The sequence below is a fragment of the Pantoea cypripedii genome, from assembly GCF_002095535.1.
GTDB lineage: Bacteria > Pseudomonadota > Gammaproteobacteria > Enterobacterales > Enterobacteriaceae > Pantoea > Pantoea cypripedii.
Window position 1 is genome coordinate 848,069 of the sequence record NZ_MLJI01000001.1, and the last position, 26,297, is coordinate 874,365.

At 56.8% G+C, this 26,297-nt stretch carries 24 protein-coding genes; 11 read left to right on the top strand and 13 right to left on the bottom strand.

Annotation, left to right across the window (positions count from 1 at the left end; translation table 11 throughout):
* Window positions 1-61 precede the first annotated feature (61 nt).
* From hpt to HA50_RS03750, 3 genes are all read left to right on the top strand, one after another.
* Window positions 62-598, top strand: coding sequence for a hypoxanthine phosphoribosyltransferase (hpt, locus tag HA50_RS03740; protein WP_084872780.1), 537 nt, complete (start codon window positions 62-64; stop codon window positions 596-598).
* Between the two features lie 228 nt (window positions 599-826).
* Window positions 827-1,753, top strand: a complete 927-nt coding sequence (locus HA50_RS03745) for an ABC transporter ATP-binding protein (protein ID WP_084872782.1) — start codon at window positions 827-829, stop codon at window positions 1,751-1,753.
* Window positions 1,750-2,520, top strand: coding sequence for an ABC transporter permease (locus HA50_RS03750; protein ID WP_084872784.1), 771 nt, complete (start codon window positions 1,750-1,752; stop codon window positions 2,518-2,520). Before HA50_RS03745 ends, HA50_RS03750 begins: the two co-directional genes overlap by 4 nt.
* A 118-nt stretch (window positions 2,521-2,638) precedes the next feature.
* On the opposite strand, the gene panD is transcribed toward HA50_RS03750, so the two are convergent.
* The 9 genes from panD to thpR all read right to left on the bottom strand — a co-directional run bounded on the left by panD (window position 2,639) and on the right by thpR (window position 9,675).
* On the bottom strand, window positions 2,639-3,019 hold the full coding sequence (panD, locus tag HA50_RS03755; RefSeq protein ID WP_013507914.1) for an aspartate 1-decarboxylase: 381 nt from the start codon (window positions 3,017-3,019) through the stop codon (window positions 2,639-2,641).
* A gap of 28 nt (window positions 3,020-3,047) precedes the next feature.
* Window positions 3,048-3,902, bottom strand: a complete 855-nt coding sequence (panC, locus tag HA50_RS03760) for a pantoate--beta-alanine ligase (RefSeq protein WP_084872786.1) — start codon at window positions 3,900-3,902, stop codon at window positions 3,048-3,050.
* A 15-nt stretch (window positions 3,903-3,917) separates the two neighbouring features.
* Window positions 3,918-4,712 carry a 3-methyl-2-oxobutanoate hydroxymethyltransferase gene (panB, locus tag HA50_RS03765; RefSeq protein ID WP_084872788.1) on the bottom strand — a complete coding sequence of 265 codons (795 nt, stop codon included), beginning with the start codon at window positions 4,710-4,712 and terminating at the stop codon, window positions 3,918-3,920.
* Between the two features lie 81 nt (window positions 4,713-4,793).
* Window positions 4,794-5,279, bottom strand: a complete 486-nt coding sequence (folK, locus tag HA50_RS03770) for a 2-amino-4-hydroxy-6-hydroxymethyldihydropteridine diphosphokinase (RefSeq protein WP_084872791.1) — start codon at window positions 5,277-5,279, stop codon at window positions 4,794-4,796.
* On the bottom strand, window positions 5,276-6,688 hold the full coding sequence (gene pcnB / locus HA50_RS03775) for a polynucleotide adenylyltransferase PcnB (protein ID WP_208617307.1): 1,413 nt from the start codon (window positions 6,686-6,688) through the stop codon (window positions 5,276-5,278). The genes folK and pcnB overlap by 4 nt, the downstream gene beginning before the upstream one ends.
* 38 nt (window positions 6,689-6,726) lie before the next feature.
* On the bottom strand, window positions 6,727-7,656 hold the full coding sequence (gene gluQRS, locus HA50_RS03780) for a tRNA glutamyl-Q(34) synthetase GluQRS (protein WP_084872796.1): 930 nt from the start codon (window positions 7,654-7,656) through the stop codon (window positions 6,727-6,729).
* A gap of 72 nt (window positions 7,657-7,728) precedes the next feature.
* The gene (dksA, locus tag HA50_RS03785; RefSeq protein WP_084872798.1) at window positions 7,729-8,184 is read right to left on the bottom strand and encodes an RNA polymerase-binding protein DksA; all 456 of its coding nucleotides are present in this window, start codon (window positions 8,182-8,184) and stop codon (window positions 7,729-7,731) included.
* 246 nt (window positions 8,185-8,430) lie between these two features.
* Window positions 8,431-9,135 carry a DNA/RNA nuclease SfsA gene (sfsA, locus tag HA50_RS03790; RefSeq protein WP_084872800.1) on the bottom strand — a complete coding sequence of 235 codons (705 nt, stop codon included), beginning with the start codon at window positions 9,133-9,135 and terminating at the stop codon, window positions 8,431-8,433.
* Window positions 9,136-9,675, bottom strand: a complete 540-nt coding sequence (gene thpR, locus HA50_RS03795; protein ID WP_084872802.1) for an RNA 2',3'-cyclic phosphodiesterase — start codon at window positions 9,673-9,675, stop codon at window positions 9,136-9,138.
* Between the two features lie 25 nt (window positions 9,676-9,700).
* Here thpR and hrpB point away from each other — a divergent pair, with 25 nt between their 5' ends.
* The 6 genes from hrpB to fhuB all read left to right on the top strand — a co-directional run bounded on the left by hrpB (window position 9,701) and on the right by fhuB (window position 20,878).
* Window positions 9,701-12,178 carry an ATP-dependent helicase HrpB gene (gene hrpB, locus HA50_RS03800; protein WP_084872805.1) on the top strand — a complete coding sequence of 826 codons (2,478 nt, stop codon included), beginning with the start codon at window positions 9,701-9,703 and terminating at the stop codon, window positions 12,176-12,178.
* A gap of 96 nt (window positions 12,179-12,274) precedes the next feature.
* Entirely contained in the window at window positions 12,275-14,764 is a 2,490-nt protein-coding gene (mrcB, locus tag HA50_RS03805; RefSeq protein WP_084872807.1) for a bifunctional glycosyl transferase/transpeptidase, read from the top strand.
* Between the two features lie 206 nt (window positions 14,765-14,970).
* Window positions 14,971-17,175 carry a ferrichrome porin FhuA gene (gene fhuA / locus HA50_RS03810; RefSeq protein ID WP_084872809.1) on the top strand — a complete coding sequence of 735 codons (2,205 nt, stop codon included), beginning with the start codon at window positions 14,971-14,973 and terminating at the stop codon, window positions 17,173-17,175.
* Window positions 17,176-17,217: 42 nt separating this feature from the next.
* A complete protein-coding gene (gene fhuC / locus HA50_RS03815; RefSeq protein ID WP_084872811.1) occupies window positions 17,218-18,012 on the top strand; it encodes a Fe3+-hydroxamate ABC transporter ATP-binding protein FhuC in 795 nt (264 codons plus the stop codon).
* 8 nt (window positions 18,013-18,020) lie between these two features.
* Window positions 18,021-18,899: a Fe(3+)-hydroxamate ABC transporter substrate-binding protein FhuD gene (gene fhuD, locus HA50_RS03820; protein WP_084872813.1), complete on the top strand. Its 879-nt coding sequence runs from the start codon at window positions 18,021-18,023 to the stop codon at window positions 18,897-18,899.
* Window positions 18,899-20,878, top strand: a complete 1,980-nt coding sequence (fhuB, locus tag HA50_RS03825; protein ID WP_084872815.1) for a Fe(3+)-hydroxamate ABC transporter permease FhuB — start codon at window positions 18,899-18,901, stop codon at window positions 20,876-20,878. Before fhuD ends, fhuB begins: the two co-directional genes overlap by 1 nt.
* A gap of 30 nt (window positions 20,879-20,908) precedes the next feature.
* Here fhuB and hemL read toward each other — a convergent pair whose 3' ends face one another.
* Window positions 20,909-22,189, bottom strand: coding sequence for a glutamate-1-semialdehyde 2,1-aminomutase (gene hemL, locus HA50_RS03830; protein ID WP_084872817.1), 1,281 nt, complete (start codon window positions 22,187-22,189; stop codon window positions 20,909-20,911).
* 221 nt (window positions 22,190-22,410) lie between these two features.
* On the opposite strand from hemL, the gene erpA reads away from it, so the two are divergent.
* A complete protein-coding gene (erpA, locus tag HA50_RS03835) occupies window positions 22,411-22,758 on the top strand; it encodes an iron-sulfur cluster insertion protein ErpA (protein ID WP_084872819.1) in 348 nt (115 codons plus the stop codon).
* A gap of 28 nt (window positions 22,759-22,786) precedes the next feature.
* Here the strand turns inward: erpA and HA50_RS03840 are convergent, their stop codons facing one another.
* From HA50_RS03840 to mtnN, 3 genes are all read right to left on the bottom strand, one after another.
* Window positions 22,787-23,038: a hypothetical protein gene (locus tag HA50_RS03840; protein WP_084872821.1), complete on the bottom strand. Its 252-nt coding sequence runs from the start codon at window positions 23,036-23,038 to the stop codon at window positions 22,787-22,789.
* A gap of 105 nt (window positions 23,039-23,143) precedes the next feature.
* Window positions 23,144-23,956 carry a vitamin B12 ABC transporter substrate-binding protein BtuF gene (gene btuF / locus HA50_RS03845; protein WP_084872823.1) on the bottom strand — a complete coding sequence of 271 codons (813 nt, stop codon included), beginning with the start codon at window positions 23,954-23,956 and terminating at the stop codon, window positions 23,144-23,146.
* Window positions 23,949-24,647 carry a 5'-methylthioadenosine/S-adenosylhomocysteine nucleosidase gene (mtnN, locus tag HA50_RS03850; protein ID WP_084872826.1) on the bottom strand — a complete coding sequence of 233 codons (699 nt, stop codon included), beginning with the start codon at window positions 24,645-24,647 and terminating at the stop codon, window positions 23,949-23,951. Before mtnN ends, btuF begins: the two co-directional genes overlap by 8 nt.
* A 99-nt stretch (window positions 24,648-24,746) precedes the next feature.
* Here mtnN and dgt point away from each other — a divergent pair, with 99 nt between their 5' ends.
* On the top strand, window positions 24,747-26,240 hold the full coding sequence (gene dgt / locus HA50_RS03855; protein WP_084872828.1) for a dGTPase: 1,494 nt from the start codon (window positions 24,747-24,749) through the stop codon (window positions 26,238-26,240).
* Window positions 26,241-26,297 lie beyond the last annotated feature (57 nt).

The following is a 26,297-nucleotide window of genomic DNA, read 5'->3' on the forward strand; positions in this document are numbered from 1 at the left end:
GCTTAAATGGACTATGATAGACTGCGTGGCTTTCTGAGATACCTAACCCAGGCTGAATGCAATGAAACACACCGTTGACGTGATGATCTCTGAGCAGGAGATTGCAACCCGTATTGCCGAACTCGGCAAACAGATAAGCGACCACTACCGTGACAGCGGCAGCGAAATGGTGCTGGTCGGTCTGCTGCGCGGTTCCTTCATGTTTATGGCCGATTTGTGCCGTGCCGTTGAGGTGCCACACGAAGTCGACTTTATGACCGCCTCCAGCTACGGCAGCGGCATGTCCACCACCCGTGATGTGAAGATCCTGAAAGATCTCGATGAAGATATTCGCGGCAAAGACGTGTTGATCGTTGAAGACATCATCGACTCCGGCAACACCCTGAGCAAAGTGCGCGAGATCCTGCGTCTGCGCGAACCCAAATCACTGGCCATTTGTACCCTGCTGGATAAGCCGGAGCGCCGTGAAGTGGATGTGACGGTAGAATACGTCGGCTTCTCCATCCCGGACGAATTCGTGGTGGGTTTTGGCATCGATTATGCCCAGCGTTACCGCCATCTGCCGTACATCGGTAAAGTGGTGCTGCTTGACGAATAACCGCACAATCTTCCAAGGCTAACCTTTCCCGCCTGCGATAAGATGCGCAGCCCGTCGGCCAGTGGCTGGCGGGCATTCTGCTGCGTTTCCCTGCGGCGCGCAGAGTGATAGACTCTGCCCGACTCCTTTGATTTCACAACCTTTATCCCAGCGAACGCGCACGTACCGCTCGCGCACACTATCATTTCAACAGGCAATGATGTCACTACAACAAGGTATGGACTCGCAATGACTTATGCACTGGAACTTTCCGGGCTGATCAAGACCTATCCTGGCGGCGTACAGGCGCTGAAAGGGATCGATCTCAGCGTGGAAGCAGGTGATTTTTACGCCTTACTGGGGCCGAACGGTGCCGGTAAGTCCACCACCATCGGCATTATCAGCTCACTGGTCAATAAATCTGGCGGCAGCGTTCGCGTGTTTGGCTATGACCTGGAAAAAGATGTGGTCAACGCCAAGCGTCAGCTCGGGCTGGTGCCGCAGGAATTCAACTTCAACCCGTTTGAAACCGTGCTACAGATTGTGGTCAACCAGGCGGGTTACTACGGTGTGGAACGTCGCGAAGCGAATCTGCGCGCCGAAAAATACCTGAAACAGCTCGATCTCTGGGGTAAACGCAACGAACGTGCGCGGATGTTATCCGGCGGGATGAAACGTCGTCTGATGATTGCGCGCGCGCTGATGCATGAACCCAAGTTGCTGATCCTTGATGAGCCAACGGCGGGCGTCGATATCGAGCTGCGTCGTTCGATGTGGGTGTTCCTGAAAGAGCTAAACGCGAAGGGCACCACCATCATTCTGACCACCCACTATCTGGAAGAAGCGGAAATGCTGTGCCGCAATATCGGCATTATCCAGAGCGGTGAACTGGTGGAGAACACCTCAATGAAAGGGCTGTTGTCCAAGCTGCAATCCGAAACCTTTATCCTCGATCTGGCCCCACGCAGCCCGCTGCCGCAGCTGGAGGGCTTCCAGTATCGTCTGGTGGATACGTCCACGCTGGAAGTGGAAGTGATGCGTGAACAGGGGCTGAACAGCGTGTTCAGCCAGCTGAGTGCGCAGGGGGTGCAGGTGCTGAGTATGCGTAACAAAGCTAACCGCCTTGAGGAGCTGTTTGTCAGCCTGGTGCAGGGAAAAACAGGAGCGAAAGCATGACGCATTTGTATTGGGTAGCGCTCAAGAGCATCTGGACCAAAGAGATCAACCGTTTTGCCCGCATCTGGATTCAGACGCTGGTGCCGCCGGTGATCACCATGACCCTGTATTTTATTATTTTCGGCAATTTGATTGGTTCGCGTATCGGTGATATGCATGGTTTCAGCTACATGCAATTTATCGTGCCGGGCCTGATCATGATGGCGGTGATCACCAACGCTTACGCTAACGTGGCTTCTTCCTTCTTCAGCGCCAAGTTTCAGCGCAATATTGAGGAGCTGCTGGTGGCACCGGTGCCGACGCACATTATCATCGCGGGTTATGTTGGCGGTGGCGTGGCGCGTGGCGTCTGCGTCGGGATTCTGGTCACGGCGATATCGCTGTTTTTCGTGCCCTTCCATGTGTATTCATGGTCGATGGTGGCGCTGACGTTACTGCTGACGGCGATTCTGTTCTCGCTTGCCGGGTTGCTGAACGCGGTGTTTGCCCGCACCTTTGACGATATCAGCCTGATTCCGACCTTTGTGCTGACACCGTTAACCTATCTGGGTGGGGTCTTTTACTCGCTGACGCTGCTGCCACCGTTCTGGCAGATGGTGTCAAAACTGAACCCGATTGTGTATATGATCAGCGGCTTCCGTTACGGTTTCCTTGGCATCAATGATGTGCCGCTGGAGCTGACCTTATCGGTGCTGGTGGCGTTTATCGTGGTGTTTTACGCGGTGGTGTATGTGCTGATTCAGCGTGGCAGAGGGCTGCGGAGCTAGCATGAGGCTGGGCTGTAGCGGCGCGATTTATCGCGCGATTCTTTGCTCGTTGCCGGAAAAAACTGCGCGATAAATCGCGCCGCTACAGGGGCGGGATATCAATCCCGCCCTTATTTTATCAGGCGACCTGAACCGGCAGCGCTTTGGCTATCCGCTTCATCTCGTTGTCGCCCTCAAAATAGGCCACTTTCGGCTGCCAGCTACGCGCGACTTCATCTTCCACCTGCACATAAGAACAGATGATCATAATATCGCCCTCGCAGGCACAGCGGGCGGCTGCGCCGTTGACGGAGATAATCTTTGAGCCACGCTCAGCGGCAATGGCGTAGGTAGAGAAACGCTGGCCGTTGGTCACGTTGTAGATGTCGATGGCTTCATATTGCAGAATGCCAGACGCATCCAGGAAGTCCTGGTCGATGGCGCAGGAACCTTCGTAATTCAAATCTGCCTGAGTCACTTTGACGCGGTGCAGTTTGCCCTGTAATACGGTACGAATCATGGCGGTACAACCTTCTATAAACGATCCCTTACTGGGTCAGATCTACTTGCTGATTATCGATCAGACGCGCATTGCCCAGCCATGCGGCCATCAGAATCACGGCTCGCTGGCTATCGACGGTCAGCGCCTGCAACGTTTCGGCATCGCAAATCGCCAGCCCGTCCGGGCGGAAACCTTTCTCGCGTAACGCCTGTTCGGCGTGTTCAATAATCTCTTCCACATGGCGCTCGCCATTGCTGAGGCGCTCTGCCATGCTGTTCATCACCTGGCTTAAGCCGGGTGCCAGTGTACGCTCATCTGCGGTGAGATAGCCATTACGCGAGCTGAGGGCTAAGCCATCTTTGGCGCGTACCGTGGGGACACCGACAATCTCGATGTCGAAACCCATATCCGCCACCATCTTGCGGATAATAGCCAACTGCTGAAAATCTTTTTCACCAAAGCAGGCAATGTCCGGCTGCACCAGGTTGAACAGCTTGCTGACAATGGTGGAGACGCCACGAAAATGGCCTGGACGGGCGGCACCTTCCAGCAGCGATGACAAACCCGGGACTTCCACGAAGGTCTGGGTATCGAGGCCTTTGGGGTAGACGTCTGCCGGGGCAGGGGCGAACACCAAATCAACGCCATGGCGATTCAGCTTTTCGCAATCATCCTGCAAAGTGCGGGGGTAGCGTGCTAAATCGTCCGGACGATCAAACTGCATTGGGTTAACAAAAATCGACGTCACCACGATATCGGCACGCGCGCGCGCTTCATCGACCAGCGTCATATGTCCATCATGCAGGTTGCCCATAGTAGGCACCAGCGCGATACGTTTGCCTTCCTGACGCCAGCGACGGATCTCGTGACGCAGCATCGGCAGTGTTTCAATGATCAGCACTGCACATCTCCTGATTTACTGGAAACTGTGTTCGGCGGCCGGGTAACTGCCCGCCTCAACTTCGGCAATATAGTGGCGAATCGCAGCGCGAATGTCGCCGGTTTCCGCGAGGAAATTTTTAGCGAATTTCGGGATATGGCCGCCGGTAATACCAAAGGCATCATGCATGACCAGAATTTGCCCATCGGTCACGTTACCTGCGCCGATGCCAATCACCGGGATGGTCAGCGCCTTGGTCACGCGTTCTGCCAGGGCGACCGGTACGCACTCCAGCACCAGCAGCTGTGCGCCAGCCGCTTCCAGTGCCAGCGCATCGGCCAGCAGGCGTTCCGCTCCGGCTTCGTCACGGCCCTGTACTTTATAGCCACCAAAGATATTCACCGATTGCGGCGTCAAACCGAGGTGACCACACACCGGCACCGCGCGCTCGGTCAGCATTTTGACGGTTTCCGCCAGCCAGGCACCGCCTTCCAGTTTGACCATATTGGCACCGGCACGCATCAGCTGGGCCGCGTTGTCAAAGGTCTGCTCCGGAGTGGCATAACTCATAAACGGCAGATCGGCCATCACCAGCGCCTGTGGAGCGCCACGGCGCACCGCTGCGGTGTGGTAGGCAATATCATTGACGGTAACCGGCAGAGTTGATTCGTGGCCCTGCACCGTCATGCCAAGTGAATCGCCAATCAGCAGGACCTGAATGCCTTCGTCAGCAAACAGACGGGCAAAGCTGAAGTCGTAGGCCGTCAGGGTGGCAAATTTGCGGCCACTGGCTTTCCACTGGCGTAAATGGGAGATAGTTGTCGGTTTCATCGCACGCTCTCAGTATTTTCTGATGGGCGCAGTGTACTGGATTGAAAGGGGAGGCGATACGATTGCCGTGCGATTCTGGGGTTACTCAGACCAGAAACGAATCTCGCTTTGATCGAGCGTAGCCAGCAGCGGGGCCAGAGGGGTGCCATCGGGGAAAGTGAGCTGGGGAGCGAGCTCCAGCAGCGGTAACAACATAAACGCGCGGTTGTGTATATCGTAATGCGGCACCGTCAGACGTGGAGTATTAATCACCGCGTCGCCAAACAGCAGGATATCCAGATCGAGGGTGCGCGGACCCCAGCGCTCGGCTTTGCGCACCCGGCCATGTTCCAGTTCAATGCGCTGGGTCTGGTCGAGTAAGCTTTCGGCGGTAAGCCCGGTTTCCAGCGCGACCACGGCGTTGAGGTAGTCAGGTTGATCCTGCGGGCCATAAGGCGGGGTGCGATACAACGAGGAGGTTGCCACTCGGGTGGTTTGCGGTATCGCATCCAGCGCCGCCAGCGCTGCATCAACCTGATGCAGCGGGTCGGCGAGGTTACTGCCTAAAGCGAGATAAACGCGGGTCATGGCGCACTGTTGTTGCGCGGTGCCGCCGGACGGCGACGCGGACGACGCGGTTTACGGCGTGGCGCAGGATCATCACCCAGGGTGTTCAGCATGTTTTTCTGCTGCGTCGGTGCTGCGGCCTGGAATTCACCCCACCACTGGCTCAGACGTTGCAGTTCCGGGTTATTTTCCACATCGGCACGCAATGCCAGCAGGTCATAAGCTGCTCGGAATTTCGGATGTTCCATCAGCTTCCACGCACGCTTGCCGTGACGACGAGACATGCGCAACTGCAACTGCCAGATATCGCGAATCAGCGTGGTGATACGCTTCGGAATCGCCAGCGCACGGCAGGCTTCATCCAGCGTTTCATTCATCGCCAGCGCAAAGGCATCGTAATAGGTCAGGCCGCTTTCCTGGGCAATCTGCTCAGCAGACTCCAGCTGCGGATACCAGAACATCGCGGCAAACAGGAACGCCGGATTGACGCGCATATCATTCTGAATGCGGGTATCGGTATTTTTCAGCACCTGTGCCAGCATACGCTCCATTGAGCTGTCGCTATGCTCGGTGAAACCGCGCGTCAGCGTCGGGAACAACGGCTGGAACAGCTGATATTCGCGCATCATCTGATAGGTGCGGTAGCCGTAACCCGCCTGCAGCAGCTTGAGCGATTCTTCGAACAAACGCGCGGGCGGAATATCATGCAACAGTGTCGCCAGGCGCGGAATCGGCTCGGCGGTTTCTGCGGCAATGCTCATCTCCAGCTTGGCGGCAAAACGCACCACGCGCAGCATACGCACCGGATCTTCCCGATAGCGTGTTTCCGGATCGCCAATCATACGAATGACGCCCTGCTGCAAATCCTGTAAACCGCCGACGTAATCACGTACGGTGAAATCCGCCACGCTGTAATACAGGCTGTTGATGGTGAGATCGCGACGCTGGGCATCATCTTCGATGCTGCCAAAGATGTTATCGCGCAGCAGCATACCGCTTTGCGCGCGCTGTGAGCTGTTGCGATCTTCTTCTTCGGCTTCTTCCATCTGGTGATGGCCACGGAAGGTCGCGACTTCAATCACTTCCGGTCCGAACATGACGTGAGCCAGACGGAAACGACGTCCGACCAGACGACAGTTGCGGAACAGTTTACGCATTTGTTCCGGCGTGGCGTTGGTGGTGACATCGAAATCTTTGGGTTTTTTACCCAGCAGCAAATCGCGCACACCGCCGCCTACCAGGTAGGCTTCGTAACCGGCTTTATTCAGGCGATAGAGCACTTTGAGGGCATTTTCGCTGATATCTTTGCGTGAGATGTTGTGGCTTTCACGGGGAATAACGGTCATCAGACTTTCGGTTTCCACCTCTTCAGGCGCCTCCTCGTCACGCTTGAGGACTCTCCGGCAAAAATTAGCGACTCGGGTAAAAATGGGACACCTCGACAGTGACATTAGTGGTGTTAGTAAAATCAGCGGCTAATCATAGCCTGTTGCGAACCATTTGAGAATGCCGTTGTCATTTCAACTGGCCTCAGGGCGTTCTCCAGTGGGATCAGACGGATATTCCACTGGTTAATCGCCGTCTTAAGCAGGGTTTCCAGCGATTCGTCCTGCCAGCCTGGTGATACCGGCTGACCCAAAAAGTGTAATGCCTGCACCAGCAGTGGCCGGGGATCACCCGCAGGCAGCGCGGGCGCATGGTTTTGCTTCGATAACTTGTTGCCATCGCCATTCACCGCCAGCGGCAGATGCAGATATTCCGGCACCGGCCAGCCAAATTGCTGATACAGCGCAATCTGGCGGACTGTCGGCTCGATCAAATCAGCACCGCGTACAATCTCGGTCATGCCCTGAAAATGGTCATCCACCACCACAGCCAGGTTATAGGCGAACAGGCCATCGCGGCGATGGATAATAAAATCCTCTTGCGCCAGCCGTGTGTCGGCCAGCAAATGACCCCGCAGACGATCGTCAAAGCCATACACCGGCGTATGCTGGCGCAGGCGCAACGCGGCGTTTTCCGCTGGCAGCTGCAACTCGCGGCAGTGACCATCATAAAAACCGCCCAGCTGCTGAATACGGCTGCGCGTACAGGTACAGAAATAACTCTGACGCTGCTCCCGCAACCAGTTTAACGCCGCGCGGTAAGCTTCATGACGCTGTGACTGCCACAGCACCTCACCATCCCAGTGCAAACCATAATGTTCCAGCTGTTGCAGAATGCGGGTTGCGGCACCCGGCACTTCTCGCGGTGGATCGATATCTTCAATACGCACCAGCCAGCGCCCCTGTTGTGCGCGGGCACTCAGGTAGCTGCCTGTTGCTGCAATCAGCGAGCCAAAATGAAGTTCACCAGAGGGAGAGGGGGCGAAGCGCCCAATACAGGGAAGGTTAGACATTGTTTGATGCGCACCGCACGGCGGGAAAACAGTGGTTTTCCCTGCCGTACGGTGACAGTCTGTTCACGGCCATTAGCCTGCCATCTGTTTCTCGCGGATTTCTGCCAGCGTTTTACAGTCAATGCAGAGATCGGCGGTCGGACGTGCTTCCAGACGACGAATACCAATTTCAACACCGCAGGATTCGCAGTAGCCGAAATCGTCATCTTCCACTTTCTTCAGCGTCTTCTCGATCTTTTTGATCAGCTTACGCTCACGATCGCGGTTACGCAGTTCCAGACTGAATTCCTCTTCCTGCGCGGCACGGTCAACCGGATCCGGGAAGTTGGCAGCTTCATCCTGCATGTGCGACACAGTACGGTCTACTTCATCCCGAAGTTGATTGCGCCAGGCTTCCAGAATCTTGCGGAAATGGTTCAGCTGGGCTTCGTTCATGTACTCTTCGCCCGGTTTCTCCTGATACGGCTCCACCCCAGCGATGGCGAGGATACTCAGGGACGATGTTTTACGGTTTTGCCCTTCTTGCATGTTGTTTCTCCTGGATAACACGCACTACCCTTGATACATCAGATTGCATGCGGCAAGGCCGTCTTCCTGCAACCCGAGTTACTTTGGGTTTATCGATTCCCAACAGGGAAAAAAACAGGCCGCTATAAATAGCAGAAGCAATCAAGGTTGGCAATTATTCATGATCGCACCTTGACAAGCCTGTGAGGAACAGCGTATTTAGCGCACCACTCGGAACATTCCTATCACACCAAATTGCTAAGAATATTACAACTCTACCCTTATCGGCCGCGTCAGTAACATTTTTAGCGGGGAGATGTGAGCCTGATACGCCAATACTTCCACGCCACGCCGCTGCGCCTGTACCAGTAGTTCTGCGTACTGCGCGTCGATATGGCGCGCCGGGGAAACGTCCTCAATCCCCGTATGCAGAACTGCAAACAACAAAACGGCCCGATGGCCTTCTGCCGCGATTTGTGTCAGTTCGCGCAGATGCTTTTGCCCGCGAGTCGTCACCGCATCCGGAAAATAGCCTTTACCGTGTTGTAAAAGTGTGACGGACTTGACTTCAATATAGCAGTTTGATCTGTCATCTGCCCGCAACAGAAAGTCAATTCGGCTTTTTTCCGTGCCGTATTTTACTTCAGGCTGGCAGTGCTCATAAGAGGATAATTCTGGAATCATTGCAGAGATCAGCGCTTCTTTCACCAGCTGATTGGCACGCAGGGTATTGACGCAGATCCAGTGGCCCTGCTGGGTTTCGGTCAATTCCCAGCTGTGCGGATACTTACGTGTCACGCTATCCGACGTGGAATACCACACCGTATCGCCTGGCGTGGCGCAGCCGGTCATGGCACCGGTATTCGCGCAATGAATGGTCAGAGTTTCACCCTCAGGGGTGATCACATCCGCTAAGAAACGCTTATAGCGGCTGATTAAACGGGCCGGTTTGAGAGGTGGGGAGAAAAGCATTCAGTCTCCTGTGGTGGCGGATAGCGGCCATCGGGCCAGCGCCTGATAATGGGTGCGGCCTTTCTCGAAACGCGACGAAAACAGCACAAAATGGCTGACATCCACCCGCCAGTGAAAACCGCGTGGCGGCAGCGCCACCTTTTGTGTGGCGTTACGCCACAAGGTAACGTGCGGATGAAACGACGGTGCGTTTTGCGCGCAGCCGTGACGCGCCGCCTGGGCGCGCAGCAGATTTGCCAGTTGCAGTAACCCACGCGGCGGACGCTGACAACCCAGCCACACCACGCCGGGACGCGGCCAGTGGCCAGCATCATCCAGATCGAGTGCAAAACCGGGTTGCGTGATGCGCGCAGCCAGCTGCTGCAAACGTTGCGAGGTGTCATCGCTGACCTCACCGAGAAACGCCAGCGTAAGGTGCAGATTCGCTGCCGCAATCGGCCTGCCGACATCTTCAGCAAAATTCTCCGCCCGCCAGCGCACCAGCTGCTGTTGCAGCGCGGCGGGCAGTTCGAGAGCAAAAAACAGACGTTGCGTTGCCATGATGGACTCTGCGGGGAATGCTACAATGCGCGCCATCTTAGCACAGGCAGAAACGGAGTTGAGTGTGAGTGAGTTACCGGTAAGCGAGGTGCTGCCTGAACTGCTGGCCGCGCTGGCGCAGTCGCCGCAGGTACTGCTGGCGGCACCCACCGGCGCAGGTAAATCCACCTGGCTACCTTTACAACTGCTGCAACAGGCGCAGTTACCGGGCCGCATCATTATGCTGGAACCGCGACGGCTGGCCGCCCGCAATGTGGCACAGCGGCTGGCGGAATTGCTCGGCGAACAACCGGGCGGCACCGTCGGCTATCGCCTGCGCGGGGAAAATTGCTGTGGGGCCGATACCCGGCTGGAAGTGGTCACCGAAGGTATTCTGACGCGCATGCTGCAACGCGATCCGATGCTGGAAGGGGTCTCTCTGGTGATCCTTGATGAGTTTCATGAGCGTAGCCTGCAGGCAGATCTGGCGCTGGCGCTGCTGCTGGATGTGCAGCAGGGGCTACGTGATGATCTGAAAATTCTGCTGATGTCGGCGACGCTGGATAACCAACGCCTGCGCAGCCTGCTGCCGGATGCCCCGTTTATCGCCTCGGAGGGCCGCAGCTTCCCGGTGACCCGTCGTTATGCCTCGCTGAATAATCAACAGCGGTTTGAGGAGGCGGTGGCACGGGAAGTGGCGCAGCTGCTGCGTGAAGAGCAAGGATCGTTGTTGCTGTTCCTGCCGGGCGTGGCGGAAATCGAACGCGTCAAACGTGAGCTGGAAGCGCGGGTGAGCGAAGATGTTGATCTCTCTCCTTTATATGGTGCGTTATCGCTTGAAGCTCAACGCCGGGCGATTCTGCCGTCGCCGCCGGGCCGCCGCAAAGTGGTGCTGGCCACCAATATCGCGGAAACCAGCCTGACGATTGAAGGTATCCGGCTGGTGGTGGATAGCGCGCTGGAGCGCGCGGCGCAGTTTGAGGTGCGCAGTGGCGTGACCCGGCTGCAAACGCAGCGCATCAGCCAGGCTTCCATGATGCAGCGCGCAGGGCGTGCCGGACGTCTCGAACCGGGTATCTGCCTGCATCTGCTGCCGCAGGAGCAGGCATTAAGGGCGGCGGCCCAGAGCGAGCCGGAAATCCTGCACAGTGACCTGGCCTCGCTGCAAATCGATCTGCTGCAATGGGGTTGCCCGGATGTTGCACAACTCAGCTGGCTGGATATGCCGCCTGCACGCCATCTGCGTGCGGCGCGGGAGTTGCTGGCCCGGCTGGGAGCATTAGATGAGGCGGAGCGATTAACCGCGACCGGGCGCAAAATGGCCGAATTGGGCAGCGATCCGCGTCTGAGCGCCATCCTGTGTGCGGCCGGACAAGATAAGAATGCCATCGCCAGCGCCGCGCTACTGGTGGCGATTCTGGAGGAGCCGCCGCGCAGCGGCAGTGCTGACCTGCGTGATGCGCTGCATCGTCCACAATCGATGTGGCAACGGCGCGCCCGTCAGTGGCAGCAGCGTCTCAATGCCAGCGGCGGCAATGTCGATGCCGATCTTTTCCCGGCGTTACTGGCTGCCGGATTTGCCGACCGGCTGGCGCAGCGCCGTGGCAGCAGCGCGCGTTATCAGCTGGCGAACGGTATTGGCGCGATGCTGGATGAGCAGGATGGCCTGAGCCGTAGCGAATGGCTGATGGCTCCCTCCTTATTACAGGGGGCCAGCGCGGCCGATGCGCGTATCCTGCTGGCGCTGCCGGTGGATATCGATCAACTGCGGCAGCAATGCCCGCATTTGGTGGAGCAACGCACCGATGTGGAGTGGGATGAAGAGAAAGGGACGCTGCGCGCCTGGCGGCGTGAAGTGGTGGGTGCACTGGTCCTGAAAGCACAACCGCTGGCGCGCCCGGAACCGGAAGTGTTACATGCGGCGATGCTGCGCTGGATCCGCGAAAAAGGTCTGGCGGTGCTGGGCTGGACGCCGGAAGCGGAACAGCTGCGCCTGCGTTTGCATTGTGCTGCGTTGTGGCTGCCGGAAGAGGACTGGCCGTCACTGGATGACGAGACCTTGCTGGATACGCTGGAAAGCTGGCTGCTGCCGGAGATGAGTACGGTGCGCGATTTGAAGGGCTTGCAGAGCGTCAATCTTGTCAGCGCATTATTACATTTGCTGACATGGTCACAACGCCAGCGGCTGGATAGTGTGCTGCCAACTCATTACACTGTGCCGACCGGAAGCCGCCTGCCGATCCGCTACGATGCAGAGAAGCCACCCGCGTTAGCGGTGCGTATTCAGGAAATGTTTGGTGAAGCGCGCAATCCGGCTGTGGCTGATGGACGGGTACCGCTGGTATTGGAGCTGTTGTCTCCGGCACACCGACCGTTGCAGATCACCCGTGACCTGGCGGCGTTCTGGTGTGGAGCATATCCTGAAGTACAGAAAGAGATGAAAGGGCGCTATCCCAAACATCCCTGGCCGGATGATCCGGCCAACGCCTTACCAACGAGGCGGACTAAAAAATTTTCATCGTGATCCTTTGGTATCGAATTCAGAGGGTTCTGCCATGCGCAGCACGAGAAAGCAGTTAGAGTAACGGCGCAGCCGTAGCTATGCCTGGAGAATAAAAGCATGTCTGGGAACGATCGCGAACCGATTGGGCGCAAAGGAAAACAGCCCAAACCACCGCGCAGCATCGCGCGCCGGGGTCGCCGCAGGGAACTTGATGATGATACAGAGCAGGATGATGAGGAGAGTGAGCCAGTGCCACGTAAAGGTAAAGGAAAACGCCCGCCGCGCGCGAAACGCCGCTGGTTAGGCTGGTTCATCAAACTATTCCTGGTGTTTGTGGTGGTGATGGTCATCTGGGGCGTCTATCTCGACTCAGAAATCCGCAGCCGTATCGACGGTAAAGTGTGGCAATTGCCTGCTGCCGTTTATGGCCGCATGGTCAGCCTCGAACCGGGAATGCCTTACGACAAAAAAGAAATGATTGCGCTGCTGGAAGGCACGCAATATCGCGAAGTCTCGCGCATTACCCGCCCTGGCGAGTTTAGCGTGAAGGGTAACACGATCGACCTGCTACGCCGTCCGTTTGATTTCCCGGACAGCAAAGAGGGGCAGATCCGTGCCCGTATGAGTTTCAGCAATAACGAGCTGAGCGAGATTAAAAACCTCGATACCGGGCGTGATTTTGGCTTCTTCCGCCTCGATCCGCGCCTGATCACCATGTTGCAGTCCCCGAACGGTGAACAGCGCCTGTTTGTGCCGCGCGCCGGTTTCCCGGATCTGCTGGTTGATACGCTGATCGCCACCGAAGACCGCCACTTCTACGAGCACGATGGCATCAGCCCGTACTCGATCGGTCGTGCGTTCCTCGCTAACATCACCGCCGGTAAAGCGGTGCAGGGCGGCAGTACCCTGACGCAGCAGCTGGTGAAAAACCTGTTCCTCACCAACGAGCGTTCGCTGTGGCGTAAAGCGCGTGAGGCCTATATGGCGATCATCATGGATGCGCGCTACAGCAAAGATCGCATTCTGGAGCTGTACCTCAACGAGGTGTACCTCGGCCAGGCCGGTAACGATCAGATCCGCGGCTTCCCGCTGGCGAGTCTGTACTACTTTGGTCGTCCGGTGGATGAGCTGAGCCTCGATCAGCAGGCGATGCTGGTGGGGATGGTGAAAGGCGCTTCGCTGTATAACCCGTGGCGTAATCCGCAGCTGGCACTGGAACGTCGTAACCTGGTGTTGCGTCTGTTGCAGCAGCAAAAGATTATCGACGAGGAGCTGTACAACATGCTGTCGGCGCGTCCGCTGGGCGTGCAGCCGAAGGGCGGGGTGATTACACCGCAGCCTGCCTTTATGCAGATGGTACGTAACGAGTTGCAGGCCAAACTCGGCGATAAAATGAAAGATCTCTCCGGCGTGAAGATCTTCACTACGCTGGACCCGATTTCCCAGGATGCGGCGGAGAAAGCGGTGGAAGACGGTATTCCGACGCTGAAGAAACAACGCGGCCTGAAAGATCTGGAAACCGCGATGGTGGTGGTGGACCGCTTCAGTGGTGAAGTCCGCGCCATGGTCGGTGGCTCTGATCCGCAGTTCGCCGGTTATAACCGTGCGTTGCAGGCGCGTCGTTCCATCGGTTCACTGGCAAAACCGGCCACCTATCTGACCGCGCTGAGCCAGCCGAATAGCTATCGTCTCAACAGCTGGATCGCCGATGAACCTATCGCGCTGAAACAGCCGAACGGCACCGTCTGGAAACCGCTCAACGATGATCGTCGCTTCAGCGGCAAAGTGATGCTGGTGGATGCGCTGACCAACTCGATGAACGTGCCGACGGTTAACCTCGGTATGACGCTGGGACTGAATTCGGTGGTGGATACCTGGGCGAAACTCGGTGTGCCGAAAGACCAGCTGAACCCGGTTCCGGCGATGTTGCTCGGTGCGCTTAACCTGACGCCGGTGGAAGTGGCGCAGGCGTTCCAGTCCATCGCCAGTGGCGGCAACCGTGCTGAGCTGTCGGCGGTACGTTCGGTGATTGCGGAAGACGGTACCGTGTTGTATCAAAGCTTCCCGCAGGCACAGCGTGTGGAGCCGCCGCAGGCCGCGTATCTGACGCTGTACAGCATGCAGCAGGTGGCGGATCACGGTACGGCGCGTGCGCTGGGTGCGCGTTTCCCGAATGCGCATCTGGCGGGCAAAACCGGTACCACCAATGACCTGGTCGATAGCTGGTTTGCCGGTATCGATGGCAAAGAAGTGGCGATCACCTGGGTAGGCCGCGACAACAACCAGTCAACCAAGCTGTACGGTGCCAGTGGTGCGATGCAGCTGTATCGCCGCTACCTCGATAACCAGGCACCGATGCCGCTGGTATTGACGCCGCCGGAAGATATCAGCCAGATGAATATTGATTCGGCCGGTAACTTTGTCTGCGGCTCCGGCAGCAGTACCTGGCGCACGTTGCCGGTGTGGACGCTTGATCCGAACTCCCTGTGTCAGCAGCAACAGCAGCAGGTTCAGCAGCAGCAACAGTTGCAACAGCAGCAGCAGGAAGAACAGAAAGACAGCAACGGCGTTGCTGGCTGGATTAAAGAGATGTTCGGCAACAACTAAGTGGCTGAAATCTAAAAAAGGGTGCTGTGGCACCCTTTTTTTATGGCCGTTTTTTCGTAACAAAAATGAACGAACTTGCGGCAAACGCACCGCCATCAGGCTTTATATCTTGCGGATCTTGCGACACTTCGCCTAAAATCCAACCTTTCTAATAATCATTCTCGTTTACATTCGCCTGCACCGACTTTTTTTCGAGAGATCCTGATATGAATGCGCGAACTGTTTCCTTTCCGCGCGGAACGTCTACCAAACGTCCGCTCGCTTTACTGATTTCCTTAATCCTGGGCTCCCTGAGCGCGCAAGCGCTGGCTGAAGATACCGTCGTGGTCACCGCCGATGGGGGTTCTGCCGCTCCACAGGAAAGTGCCTGGGGACCGGCACCAACCATCGCCGCGAAACGCAGCGCCACAGCCACTAAAACCGATACGCCGATCGAGAAGACGCCGCAGTCGGTTTCTGTGGTCACTCAGGAAGAAATGGCGATGCACAATGTCCAGTCGGTCAAACGTGCCTTCAGCTATACCCCTGGTATCAGCGATAACCGCGGCAGCTCGGATGTGATCGATGCTTTCTCCATTCGTGGCTTCAGCGAAACCAACACCAACCAATATCTCGATGGCCTGAAGTTGCAGGGCGATAACTACTCCGAGTTTGCCATCGATCCTTACTTCCTTGAGCGCGCCGAATTGCTGCGTGGCCCGGCTTCGGTGTTGTACGGCAAAAGCAACCCAGGTGGTGTGGTGTCGCTGGTGAGTAAGCGTCCGACCCAGGAAACCTTACGTGAAGTGCAGTTCCAGATGGGGACGGATAACCGTTTCTCCACCGGTTTCGATTTTGGTGGCGCGCTGGATGACAGCGGCGTTTACAGCTATCGCCTGACCGGACTGGCACGCAGCCAGGATGCGCAGCAGGAGATGAACAAAGAGAAGCGCTACACCATCGCGCCTTCCTTTAGCTGGCGTCCCGATGCCAACACCCGTTTCGATCTGCTGACCTATTTCCAGAACGAACCCGAAACCGGCTACTACGGCTGGCTGCCGCGTGAAGGCACCGTGGTGCCGATTATTCGTCCTGACGGCAGCCAGTACAAACTGCCGACCAACTTTGATGAAGGCGAACCGAGCAACAAGATTTCGCGCAACACCAAAATGGTGGGTTACAGCTTTGAGCACAGCTTCAACGACACCTGGACGGTGCGTCAGAATCTGCGCTATGCCGACCTGCGTACCGATTATCGCAGCATTTACGGCAGCAGTTTTAATCCTGAGACATTGCAAATTAATCGTGGCTCCGCGGTTTCAGATGAACACTTAAATGAATTCTCAGTTGATACCCAGGCACAGGCGAAATTTAACACAGGAGCCTTGAGCCATACTCTGCTGATGGGCGTTGATTATCAGCAAATGCGTAATGATATCAATGCACAGTTTGGTACTGCCAGCAGCCTGAACGCCGTTAATCCACAGTACGGGAATGATACGGTGACGCCGTTTGCAGATCCCTATCAACATCTGGACAAACAACGGCAGACCGGCCTGTATACACAGGATCAGATGGAGTGGAATCGCTGGGTGTTAACGCTGGGTGGTCGTTACGATTACGCCATGACATCGGTGTATGACCGTGTGGCCAGTTCCCTCGATCGTCAAAACGACCAGGCATTTACCTGGCGCGGCGGTCTGAATTACGTGTTCGACAATGGTATCGCGCCGTATTTCAGTTACAGCGAAGCTTTCATTCCTAATTCCGGTTCAACTTTTGATGGTAAGGCGTTCGATCCATCACGTGCCAAACAATATGAAGCGGGCATCAAATATGTACCTAAAGATCGCCCAATTGTTATCACGGCGGCGGTGTATCAACTGACCAAAAACAATAACCTGACAGCCGATCCTGAGCATCAATATGCCAGTATCCAGACGGGTGAGATCCGCTCACGCGGTGTGGAACTGGAAGCGAAAGCGGCGCTGAGCGCCAATATCAACCTGACAGCGGGTTATAGCTACACCGATGCGGAGTACACCGAAGATACCACGCTGAAAGGAAAAACCCCGGTGCAGGTACCGAAGCAAACTGCGTCCGTGTGGGGAGATTATACCTTCCACGAAACCGCACTTTCTGGCCTGACGCTGGGTGCTGGTGTGCGTTATACCGGTGCCAGCAAAGGGCTTTATGCTGATACCGAGGCAAACGGCAGCAATGCTAACCAAAACTTCGATGTGAAGGGCTATACCGTGGTTGATGCAGCAGTGAAATATGATCTGGCTCGTTTTGGCCTGCCGGGATCGTCGCTGGGTATCAACGTCAACAACCTGTTTGATCGCGAGTATGTCGCCAGCTGCTACCGCGAATATGCCTGCTACTGGGGCACCGATCGCCAGATTGTTGGTACTGCAACCTTCCGTTTCTGATAGAAAAGGGCGCGGAATGCGCCCGTAACGCCAGGGATTATCATGCAGCATCCGCACCACCAGGAAACAACCTTTACGCTGGATAACGTCAGTTTTCGCGTGCCTGGGCGCACGCTGCTCCATCCGCTTTCTCTCACCTTCACGCCGGGCAAAGTGACGGCCCTGATCGGTCATAACGGCTCCGGCAAATCGACACTGCTGAAAATGCTCGGACGCCATCAGGCCGCGAGTGAAGGCCGTGTGTTGCTGAACGGTGCAGCGGTGGATCAGTGGGGCAGCAAGGATTTTGCCCGCCAGGTGGCCTATTTACCGCAGCAGTTACCGGCGGCAGAAGGGATGACGGTGCGTGAGCTGGTGGCGATTGGGCGCTATCCGTGGCACGGGGCGCTGGGTCGTTATGGTCAGGAAGATCGCGACCGCGTGGAGGAAGCCATTGCGCTGGTAGGGCTGAAACCCTTTGCCGGGCGTCTGGTGGATAGCCTGTCAGGGGGGGAACGTCAGCGTGCCTGGCTGGCGATGCTGGTGGCGCAAAACAGCCGCTGTCTGTTGCTGGATGAACCCACTTCGGCGCTGGATATCGCCCATCAGGTGGAAGTGCTGGCGCTGATTCAGCGGCTCAGCCAGGAGCGTGGCTTGACGGTGATCGCGGTGTTGCATGATATCAATATGGCGGCGCGCTATTGCGACCAACTGGTGGCCTTACGTGGCGGCGAGATGATTGCCGAAGGTGGGCCAGAAGTGATCATGCAGGCTGATGTGCTGGGCAGCATTTACGGCATTCCGATGGGCATTCTGCCCCATCCGCAGGGCGGTGCGCCCGTCAGTTTCGTTTACTGAGGCTGGTGATGCTGGATATTTCTCGCCGTCGGCTGCTGGCGGCGCTGGCGTTATCGCCATTAATGAAAATGACGCCGTTACAGGCGGCGTTACCGGATACCCAGCGCATTCTGGCGCTGGAGTGGCTGCCGACCGAACTGCTGATGGCATTGGGCGTGGCCCCGCTGGGTGTTGCGGATATCTCCAACTATCGGGTGTGGGTAGGGGAACCGGCACTGCCTGCCGGGACGATTGATCTCGGCCTGCGTACTGAACCCAATCTGGAGCTGATGACTCAGCTCAATCCTTCTTTAATCCTGCATTCCAACGGCTATGGTCCTTCAGCGGCTACCCTGGCGCGCATCGCCCCTACTATGGGCTTTGATCTGAACAGTGGCGATGGCAAACCGCTCAGCACCGCACGCAAGTCATTGCATGAACTCGGGGCGCGTATTGGCCGTGAAGCGCAGGCGGTGCGACATTTGCAGTACGTTGATGGCGTGCTGGCGGCGGCGCGTGAACGCCTCAAACCCTGGGCAGGGCGACCGATCCTGTTGATGTCGATCCTCGATAGCCGTCATGCGATTACCTTTGGTAAAGGCAGCCTGTTTCTTGAGGTGATGGAACAGCTGGGACTGCAAAGCGCCTGGCAGGGCGAAACCAACTTCTGGGGCAGTGCGGTGATTGGTATTGAGCGACTGGCTGCCGTGGGTGATGTGCCGGTGATTTGCTTTGATCACGATAATGAATTGCAGATGCAGGAGATGATGGCAACGGCGCTCTGGCAGGCGCTGCCGTTTGTGCGCGCCGGGCATTTTCAGCGTGTGCCTGCCGTCTGGTATTACGGTGCCACCTGGTCGGCACTGAAATTTGTCCGCGTGCTGGAACACGCGCTGGAGTCGCACTGATGCGCAATCGTCTCTTTCCCGTCGCGCTCTTAAGTGCCTTATTTCTGCTGGCGCTGGCGTTAACCCTCGTTAACCTGCGCCAGGCGTTGCCGATGGCCGAGTGGGCGCAGGCGTTTGTCGCGCCGGACGTTAACAATATCCAGCAGGTGGTGTTCCATCACAGCTTACTGTCGCGCCTCGCGCTGGCGCTGCTGGTGGGAGCCGGACTGGGGCTGGCGGGGTTGCTGTTTCAGCAGGTGCTGCGTAACCCGCTGGCGGAACCTACAACTTTAGGTGTCTCTTCCGGTGCCCAGCTTGGCATCACGGTCGCTACCCTGTGGCAGTTGCCCGGCGGTGCGCTGACGCAGCAATTTGCTGCGATGGGCGGGGCGGTGGTGGTGGGTATTCTGGTGTTTGGCGTGGCCTGGGGCAAACGCCTGTCGCCAGTGACGCTGATTCTTGCCGGGCTGGTGCTCAGCCTGTATGCCGGTGCAGTCAACCAGATCTTTGCCATCTTCAACCACGACCAATTGCAGAACATGTTTCTGTGGAGTACCGGCGCGCTGAACCAGCTGGATGGGCGCAACGTGGCCTTGTTATGGCCGCGTCTGCTGCTGGCCTTTATGCTGGCGCTGGCGTTGCTGCGTCCGCTTACCCTGATGGGGCTGGATGATGGGGTTGCCAAAAATCTCGGACTGGCGCTGTCGCTGGCGCGGGTGGCTACCCTGGCGCTGGCGATTCTGCTTAGTGCTCAACTGGTCAACGTGGCGGGCATTATCGGTTTTATTGGCTTGTTTGCTCCGCTGCTGGCGAAGATGCTGGGCGGTCGCCGTCTGCTGAGCCGGATGCTGCTGGCGCCGTTGATTGGTGCGTTGCTGCTGTGGCTGGCGGATCAATGCGTGTTGTGGCTGACAACGCACTGGCGTGAAGTTTCTACTGGCACGGCGACGGCGCTGATTGGCGTGCCGATTCTGCTGTGGCTGCTGCCGCGTCTGCGCACCGGCTCGGTGCCTCCGCCGCTGAATCAGGGTGACAAAGCTCCGGCTGAACGTCAGGCGGTGGCGCGCTGGTGCCTGTCTGGCTTGCTGATACTGGCGTTGCTGGCAGTGATCGGCGTGACCTTTGGCCGCGATGCGCACGGCTGGGCGTGGGTGAGCGGCGATATGCTGCATCAGCTGCTGCCGTGGCGTGCGCCGCGTGTGCTGGCAGCGCTGGTGGTCGGGCTGATGCTCGGGGTGGCCGGTGCGCTGATTCAGCGCTTAACCGGCAATCCAATGGCCAGCCCGGAAGTGCTGGGGATCAGTTCCGGTGCTGCCTGCGGCGTGGTGGTGATGATGTTTTTCGTGCCGGGCAATGCAGTTGCCTGGCTGCTGCCCGCCGGTGCGCTGGGTGCGGCAGTGACCTTGCTGACCATTATGCTGGTGGCCAGTCGCGGCGGCTTTTCGCCGGAACGCATGCTGCTGGCGGGGATGGCGCTTAACAGTGCCTTCGTCACCTTGCTGATGTTGCTCATGGCGAGCGGCGATCCGCGTATGGGCGGACTGCTGAGCTGGATCTCGGGGTCCACCTACAACATTACGATGCAGCAGGCGCTGCAAAGCGCGGTGTGTGGCGTGGTGCTGGTGGCGCTGGCACCGCTGGCGAGTCGCTGGCTGACGTTACTACCACTGGGCAGCGCCACGGCGCGTTCGGCGGGCATGGCGCTGACCTCATCGCGTCTGGCGTTGCTATTGCTGGCTGCGGCGCTAACGGCTACCGCTACCTTAACCATCGGGCCGTTAAGTTTTGTTGGTTTGATGGCACCGCATATCGTGCGCATGCTGGGTTTCCGCCGCGCCTTACCGCAGCTGTTAATGGCGGGGCTGCTGGGGGCGGGGTTGATGGTGTTTGCTGACTGGTGCGGGCGTATGCTGGCGTTTCCGGATCAAATCCCGGCCGGATTGATGGCGACCTTCTTTGGCGCGCCGTATTTTATCTGGCTACTGCGACGGGCGCGATAAGAGCAGGGCACCGAACGGTGCCCTGTTTGATTACAGCTGCGCGAAGCAGCGGCGTGCCGCATCAATGGTACGCTGAATATCTTCCTGGCTGTGTGCCAGCGACATAAAGCCCGCTTCGAACGCGGAAGGCGCCAGGTAAACGCCTTCTTCCAGCATCAGATGGAAGAAACGTTTGAAGCGCTCCACATCACACTGGGTGACGTCCTGATAGCAGGTCACGCTGTCGGCTGCGGTAAAGAACAGGCCAAACATGCCGCCCACATGGTTGATCACCAGCGGGATGTTTTCCTCTTTCGCCGCCGCCAGCAGACCCTCAGACAACTGGGTGGTCAGCTCGGTCAGGGTTTCATGGGTGCCAGGCTGGGCAATCTGCGACAGGCAGGCAAAACCTGCCGCCATGGCAATCGGGTTACCGGACAGGGTGCCCGCCTGGTAAACCGGGCCAGTCGGTGCCAGTGCTGCCATCACATCACGACGGCCACCAAAGGCACCCACCGGCATACCGCCGCCGATGATTTTACCGAGGCAGGTCAGATCCGGGGTGACATCGTAATACGCCTGAGCACCACCGAGAGCGACACGGAAACCGGTCATCACTTCGTCAATAATCAGCAGCGCGCCAAACTCATCGCATAGCGCACGCAGGCCTGGCAGGAAGTCCGGCTGCGGTGGAATGCAGTTCATGTTACCCGCTACCGGCTCAACGATGATGCAGGCGATATCCTCGGGATATTGCTCGAACGCGCTGCGCACGGTGGACAAATCGTTGTAAGTGCAGGTCAGGGTATGTTTGGCGAAATCAGCTGGCACGCCTGGGGAGTTCGGCTGGCCAAGGGTCAGTGCGCCGGAACCGGCTTTCACCAGCAGGCAGTCGGCATGGCCGTGGTAGCAGCCTTCAAATTTGATAATCTTGTCGCGATGGGTGAAACCACGTGCCAGGCGAATCGCGCTCATGGTGGCTTCGGTGCCGGAGTTGACCATGCGCACCATATCCATGCTCGGCACCAGCTCGCAAACCAGCTGCGCCATTTTGACTTCCATCTCGGTCGGCGCACCAAAGCTCAGGCCACGCGAGGCAGCTTCAATCACCGCGTTACGGATGGTGGCGTTGTTGTGACCGAGCACCATCGGACCCCATGATCCGACATAGTCGATATAGGCTTTGCCGTCGGCATCATACAGGTAAGCGCCATCAGCGCGTTCAATGAACAGCGGCACGCCGCCCACACCGGTAAATGCACGTACCGGGGAGTTCACACCGCCAGGGATCAGGCGCTGTGCTTCGGCATACAGGTTTTCTGACTTACTCATTCTTCGGCTCCGGCTGTGTCTTAGAAAAACTCGCGCCATTCTACGGGAAGATAGCGGTCAGGTGAAAGGCACCCGGGCGCTAAAGCCGCCATGTGGCTATACTTTAAAGCATAACAGGCGGCACGCAGTGCGAAGGGCAACACTTGATTGCACTCAGCGGCTGGCAGATAATAGCGTGATTGAGGTCGTTTTCTGACCTGGACGTTTACCCGGAGTAAAACATGAGTGACGATGTAGCAGCACTGCCTTTGCAATTCACCGATGCAGCAGCCAAAAAAGTGAAAAATCTGATCGCGGATGAAGAAAACCCGGATCTGAAATTGCGTGTTTACATCACCGGCGGCGGCTGTAGCGGCTTCCAATACGGTTTCACTTTTGACGATCAAATGAATGACGGCGACATGACCATCGAGAAACAAGGCGTGGCGCTGGTGGTGGATCCGATGAGCCTGCAATATCTGGTGGGTGGTTCGGTTGACTACACCGAAGGGCTGGAAGGCTCACGTTTTATCGTGACCAACCCGAATGCCAAAACTACCTGCGGTTGCGGTTCTTCCTTCAGTATCTGATTTATCAGGCCGCCGTTCTGGCGGCCTGTTACCACTCTATCGTAACTAATCGTGACGTTTCGTGGCGCATCGCGTCGCGCGGCAATGTGCTTTGCGTAATACGTGGCTGGGCGCTGAAATGGCGGCCACAATCTACTGCAGGCAGCGATTGAATACCGGGGCGTGAAATATCACAGCGGGAGAAAATAGTCAGCGTAGCGACGATAGAGCCGGTGGTGGTGGCCGCACCGATGGGTACAGCGATCACAAGCCCTATGGCCAGCAGCAGAGCTCTGGTCATATTGATTTCCTGGTGTTTTAAAATTGCGCTTAGCGCAAAAAGGGCACAGAGCATACATGGCTGCTGTGCTTTGTTACCTGATTAACGACAATCTTTGGTGATTCTTTAATCGTTTTTGGTACTGATTTTCGCCGGATGCAGTGCTGCGCACAGCTGCCGGGCAGCCTGCAGCATACGTGGACCCGGTCGGCTTAGCCAGTCATCATTAAGTGCGATGACCGGCACCTGTAACTGCGGCTGCCAGTACTGCCCGATAGCGCTGGCCTGCGCGGCAGTACCACCCATCACAATTGCCTGGGGATGACGTGCCAGGACCTGTTCGCGACTCACCTGCGGCCAGCTCACCGTGCTATCGGCAAAGATATTACGGCCTCCGCACAATTCGATGACTTCATTTTGTAAGGTGTTGCGGGCGGCGGTGAACAGCGGCTGCTGACCAAACTGCAAAAACACCCGCACAGGTTGCTGTGCCTGATACTGCTGGCGCAATTGCGCTTCCTGGCTGCGCAGTGCCTGGGCGGCATCACGCGCCTGCTGCGGATGTGGGCTCCAGCGTTGCAGTGACGCCAGCGCATCAATCATCTGATCAAGGGTTTGCGGATCGATCCACTCTACCTTAATGCCTAAGCGTTGCAGTTGATCAATTTGCCGCTGCGGATTGCCACCACGCCACGCGAGCACCACATCCGGTTTGAGCTGCACAATGCGTTCAATGCGGATGCCCTGCCAATTCGCCACCTGCTCCAGCGATTTGGCACCGGCCGGGTAATCCGACCAGGCGCTCACCGCCACTGGCGTGATACCGGCGGCAAATGCCAGTTCCGTCAGATGCGGGGCAAGGGTAATAACGCGTGGCGTGGCAGCCAGCAGGCTGCTGCAAAACAGCAGCAGCCCGGCCAGCCAGAACGATTTAGCCACGTGCCAGCTGTGCCAGCAGGTTTTCCACCATCAGGGAAGATTGCTTCGCGGCAACGCTGAGGAATTCATCAAAGCTGAGATGCGATTCCTGATCGGCGACATCAGAGATGGCGCGAACCACCACGAAAGGTACTTTGAACTGGTGGCATACGTGACCGATCGCGGTGGCTTCCATTTCGACGGCAATCGCCTGCGGGAAGGTGCTGCGAATGCGCGCCAGCGGTGCGGCACCATTAATAAAGGCATCGCCACTGACCACCAGGCCACGTACCGCATTGAGATCCAGCTGTTTGATCACCTGCTCAGCCGCGGCAATCAGTTTTTCGTCGGCTACGAAAGCCGCCGGGCAATCGGCCATCTGGCCTGGCTCATAACCAAAAGCGGTCACATCGGCATCGTGATAACGCACCTCGTCAGAAACCACGATATCGCCGACTTTCAGGGTCGGAGCCAGACCACCGGCGGAACCGGTGTTGATCACCACATCCGGCTTGCACAGCTCCAGCAGCAGCGTGGTGCCGAGAGCGGCGGCGGTTTTACCAATGCCCGATTTCAGCAGGGCAACCTCAACACCATTCAGCGTGCCAGTGTAAATTTCGCACCCGGCCAGCGTCAGCGTCTGACGGTTTTCAATTTTGTCACGCAGCAGGGTAACTTCCTGCTCCATCGCGCCAATAATGCCTGCTTTCATAAAAGAGTCTCGCTAATGTTGTGGATGTAAACGGCAAAAGTGAGGCATAGTCTAACATGGCTGTCAGAGGAAGAATTCACGAAAAAATAAGGGGTAATTATGGCGACGATCAATTTCAGGAAGAAGATCAGCTTCACCCGACCCTATACCAGCCGCAAAGATCCCGAAGGGGAATACTTTATTACCCGTCATTTTGAGAGCGATCGCGGACGCATTATTAATTCCGCCGCCATCCGCCGTCTGCAACAAAAAACCCAGGTCTTTCCGCTGGAGCGCAATGCGGCAGTGCGCTCGCGTCTGACCCATTCGCTGGAAGTGCAGCAAACCGGGCGCTATATCGCTAAAGAGATCCTGCAAACCCTGAAAACGCAGGGTGGCGGGCTGGCAAAATACGGCCTGGATGAACTGGAAGGCGCATTTGAAAGCCTGATCGAGATGGCTTGCCTGCTGCACGATGTGGGAAATCCGCCTTTTGGTCACTTCGGTGAGGCGGCGATCAATGACTGGTTCGATGACAATTTGCCTGCCGAGCTGGTTGATCCGCTGGTGGCGGGTGTCGAAGATGATGCGCAACGTGTCGCTTTTGACCAGCTGAATGCAATGATTCGTCAGGATTTGTGCCATTTCGAGGGCAATGCGCAGGCGATTCGCATGGTCCATACCTTGCTGCAACTGAACCTCAGTTATGCTCAGGTGGCCTGTATTTTGAAATATACCGCCCCCGCCTGGTGGCAGGGAGATAAACCGGCTGAGTTCAGCGTATTAATGAAAAAGCCGGGTTTTTATTTATCAGAGCGGGAATATGTCGCTAATCTTCGCGTGGCGACCGATATAAAAGAACATCATCGTTATCCGCTGACCTGGATAATGGAAGCTGCCGATGATATCTCTTATTGCATCGCCGATCTGGACGACGCAGTAGAGAAAGACATCTTCAATGTCGATACCTTATATGATTATTTGTCGAAAGCCTGGGGTGTGGTGAAACCGGGGGATGCGTTCAGTCGTACCATTGGTGAGGCCTGGAAAGATGCCTGCCAGAAAAAATGGCGTACTAAAGGCGACCAGTTTTTTATGTCGTTACGCGTCAACGTACAAAACGTGTTAGTCAGCCATGCGGTACGGCGCTTTATCGATAACTTACCGGCTATTTTTACAGGTAATTTTAACCACGCCTTGCTGGAAGATGATGGTGAAGAGGGGCGTCTGCTGATGTTATTTAAGACGGTCGCTCGCCAGCAGGTGTTTAATCATCCGGAAGTCGAACAGCTGGAATTACAAGGCTATCGTGTGATTAAAGGGTTACTGGAAATTTATCAGTCATTAATGCAGCTGGATTATGAACAGTTCACCACGCTGATGAATGATGATTTCTTAGCCAGACACCCAATTGAAACGCGTCTGTTTCATAAACTTTCTGGCAAACATCGCAAAGCGTATCAACAATCAATGCGTGCTTTGATCGTCGAACATAAATATGAGCGCCTGCTGTGGGAACGCTATTATCGTTCACGTCTTATTCAGGACTATATCAGTGGTATGACCGATCTTTATGCCTGGGATGAGTACCGTCGTTTGATGGCGGTGGAATAAGCGAAGATTTGTAAAGAAGAGGAATAATTTTTACTTTTACCCAAAACTTTATCAGGA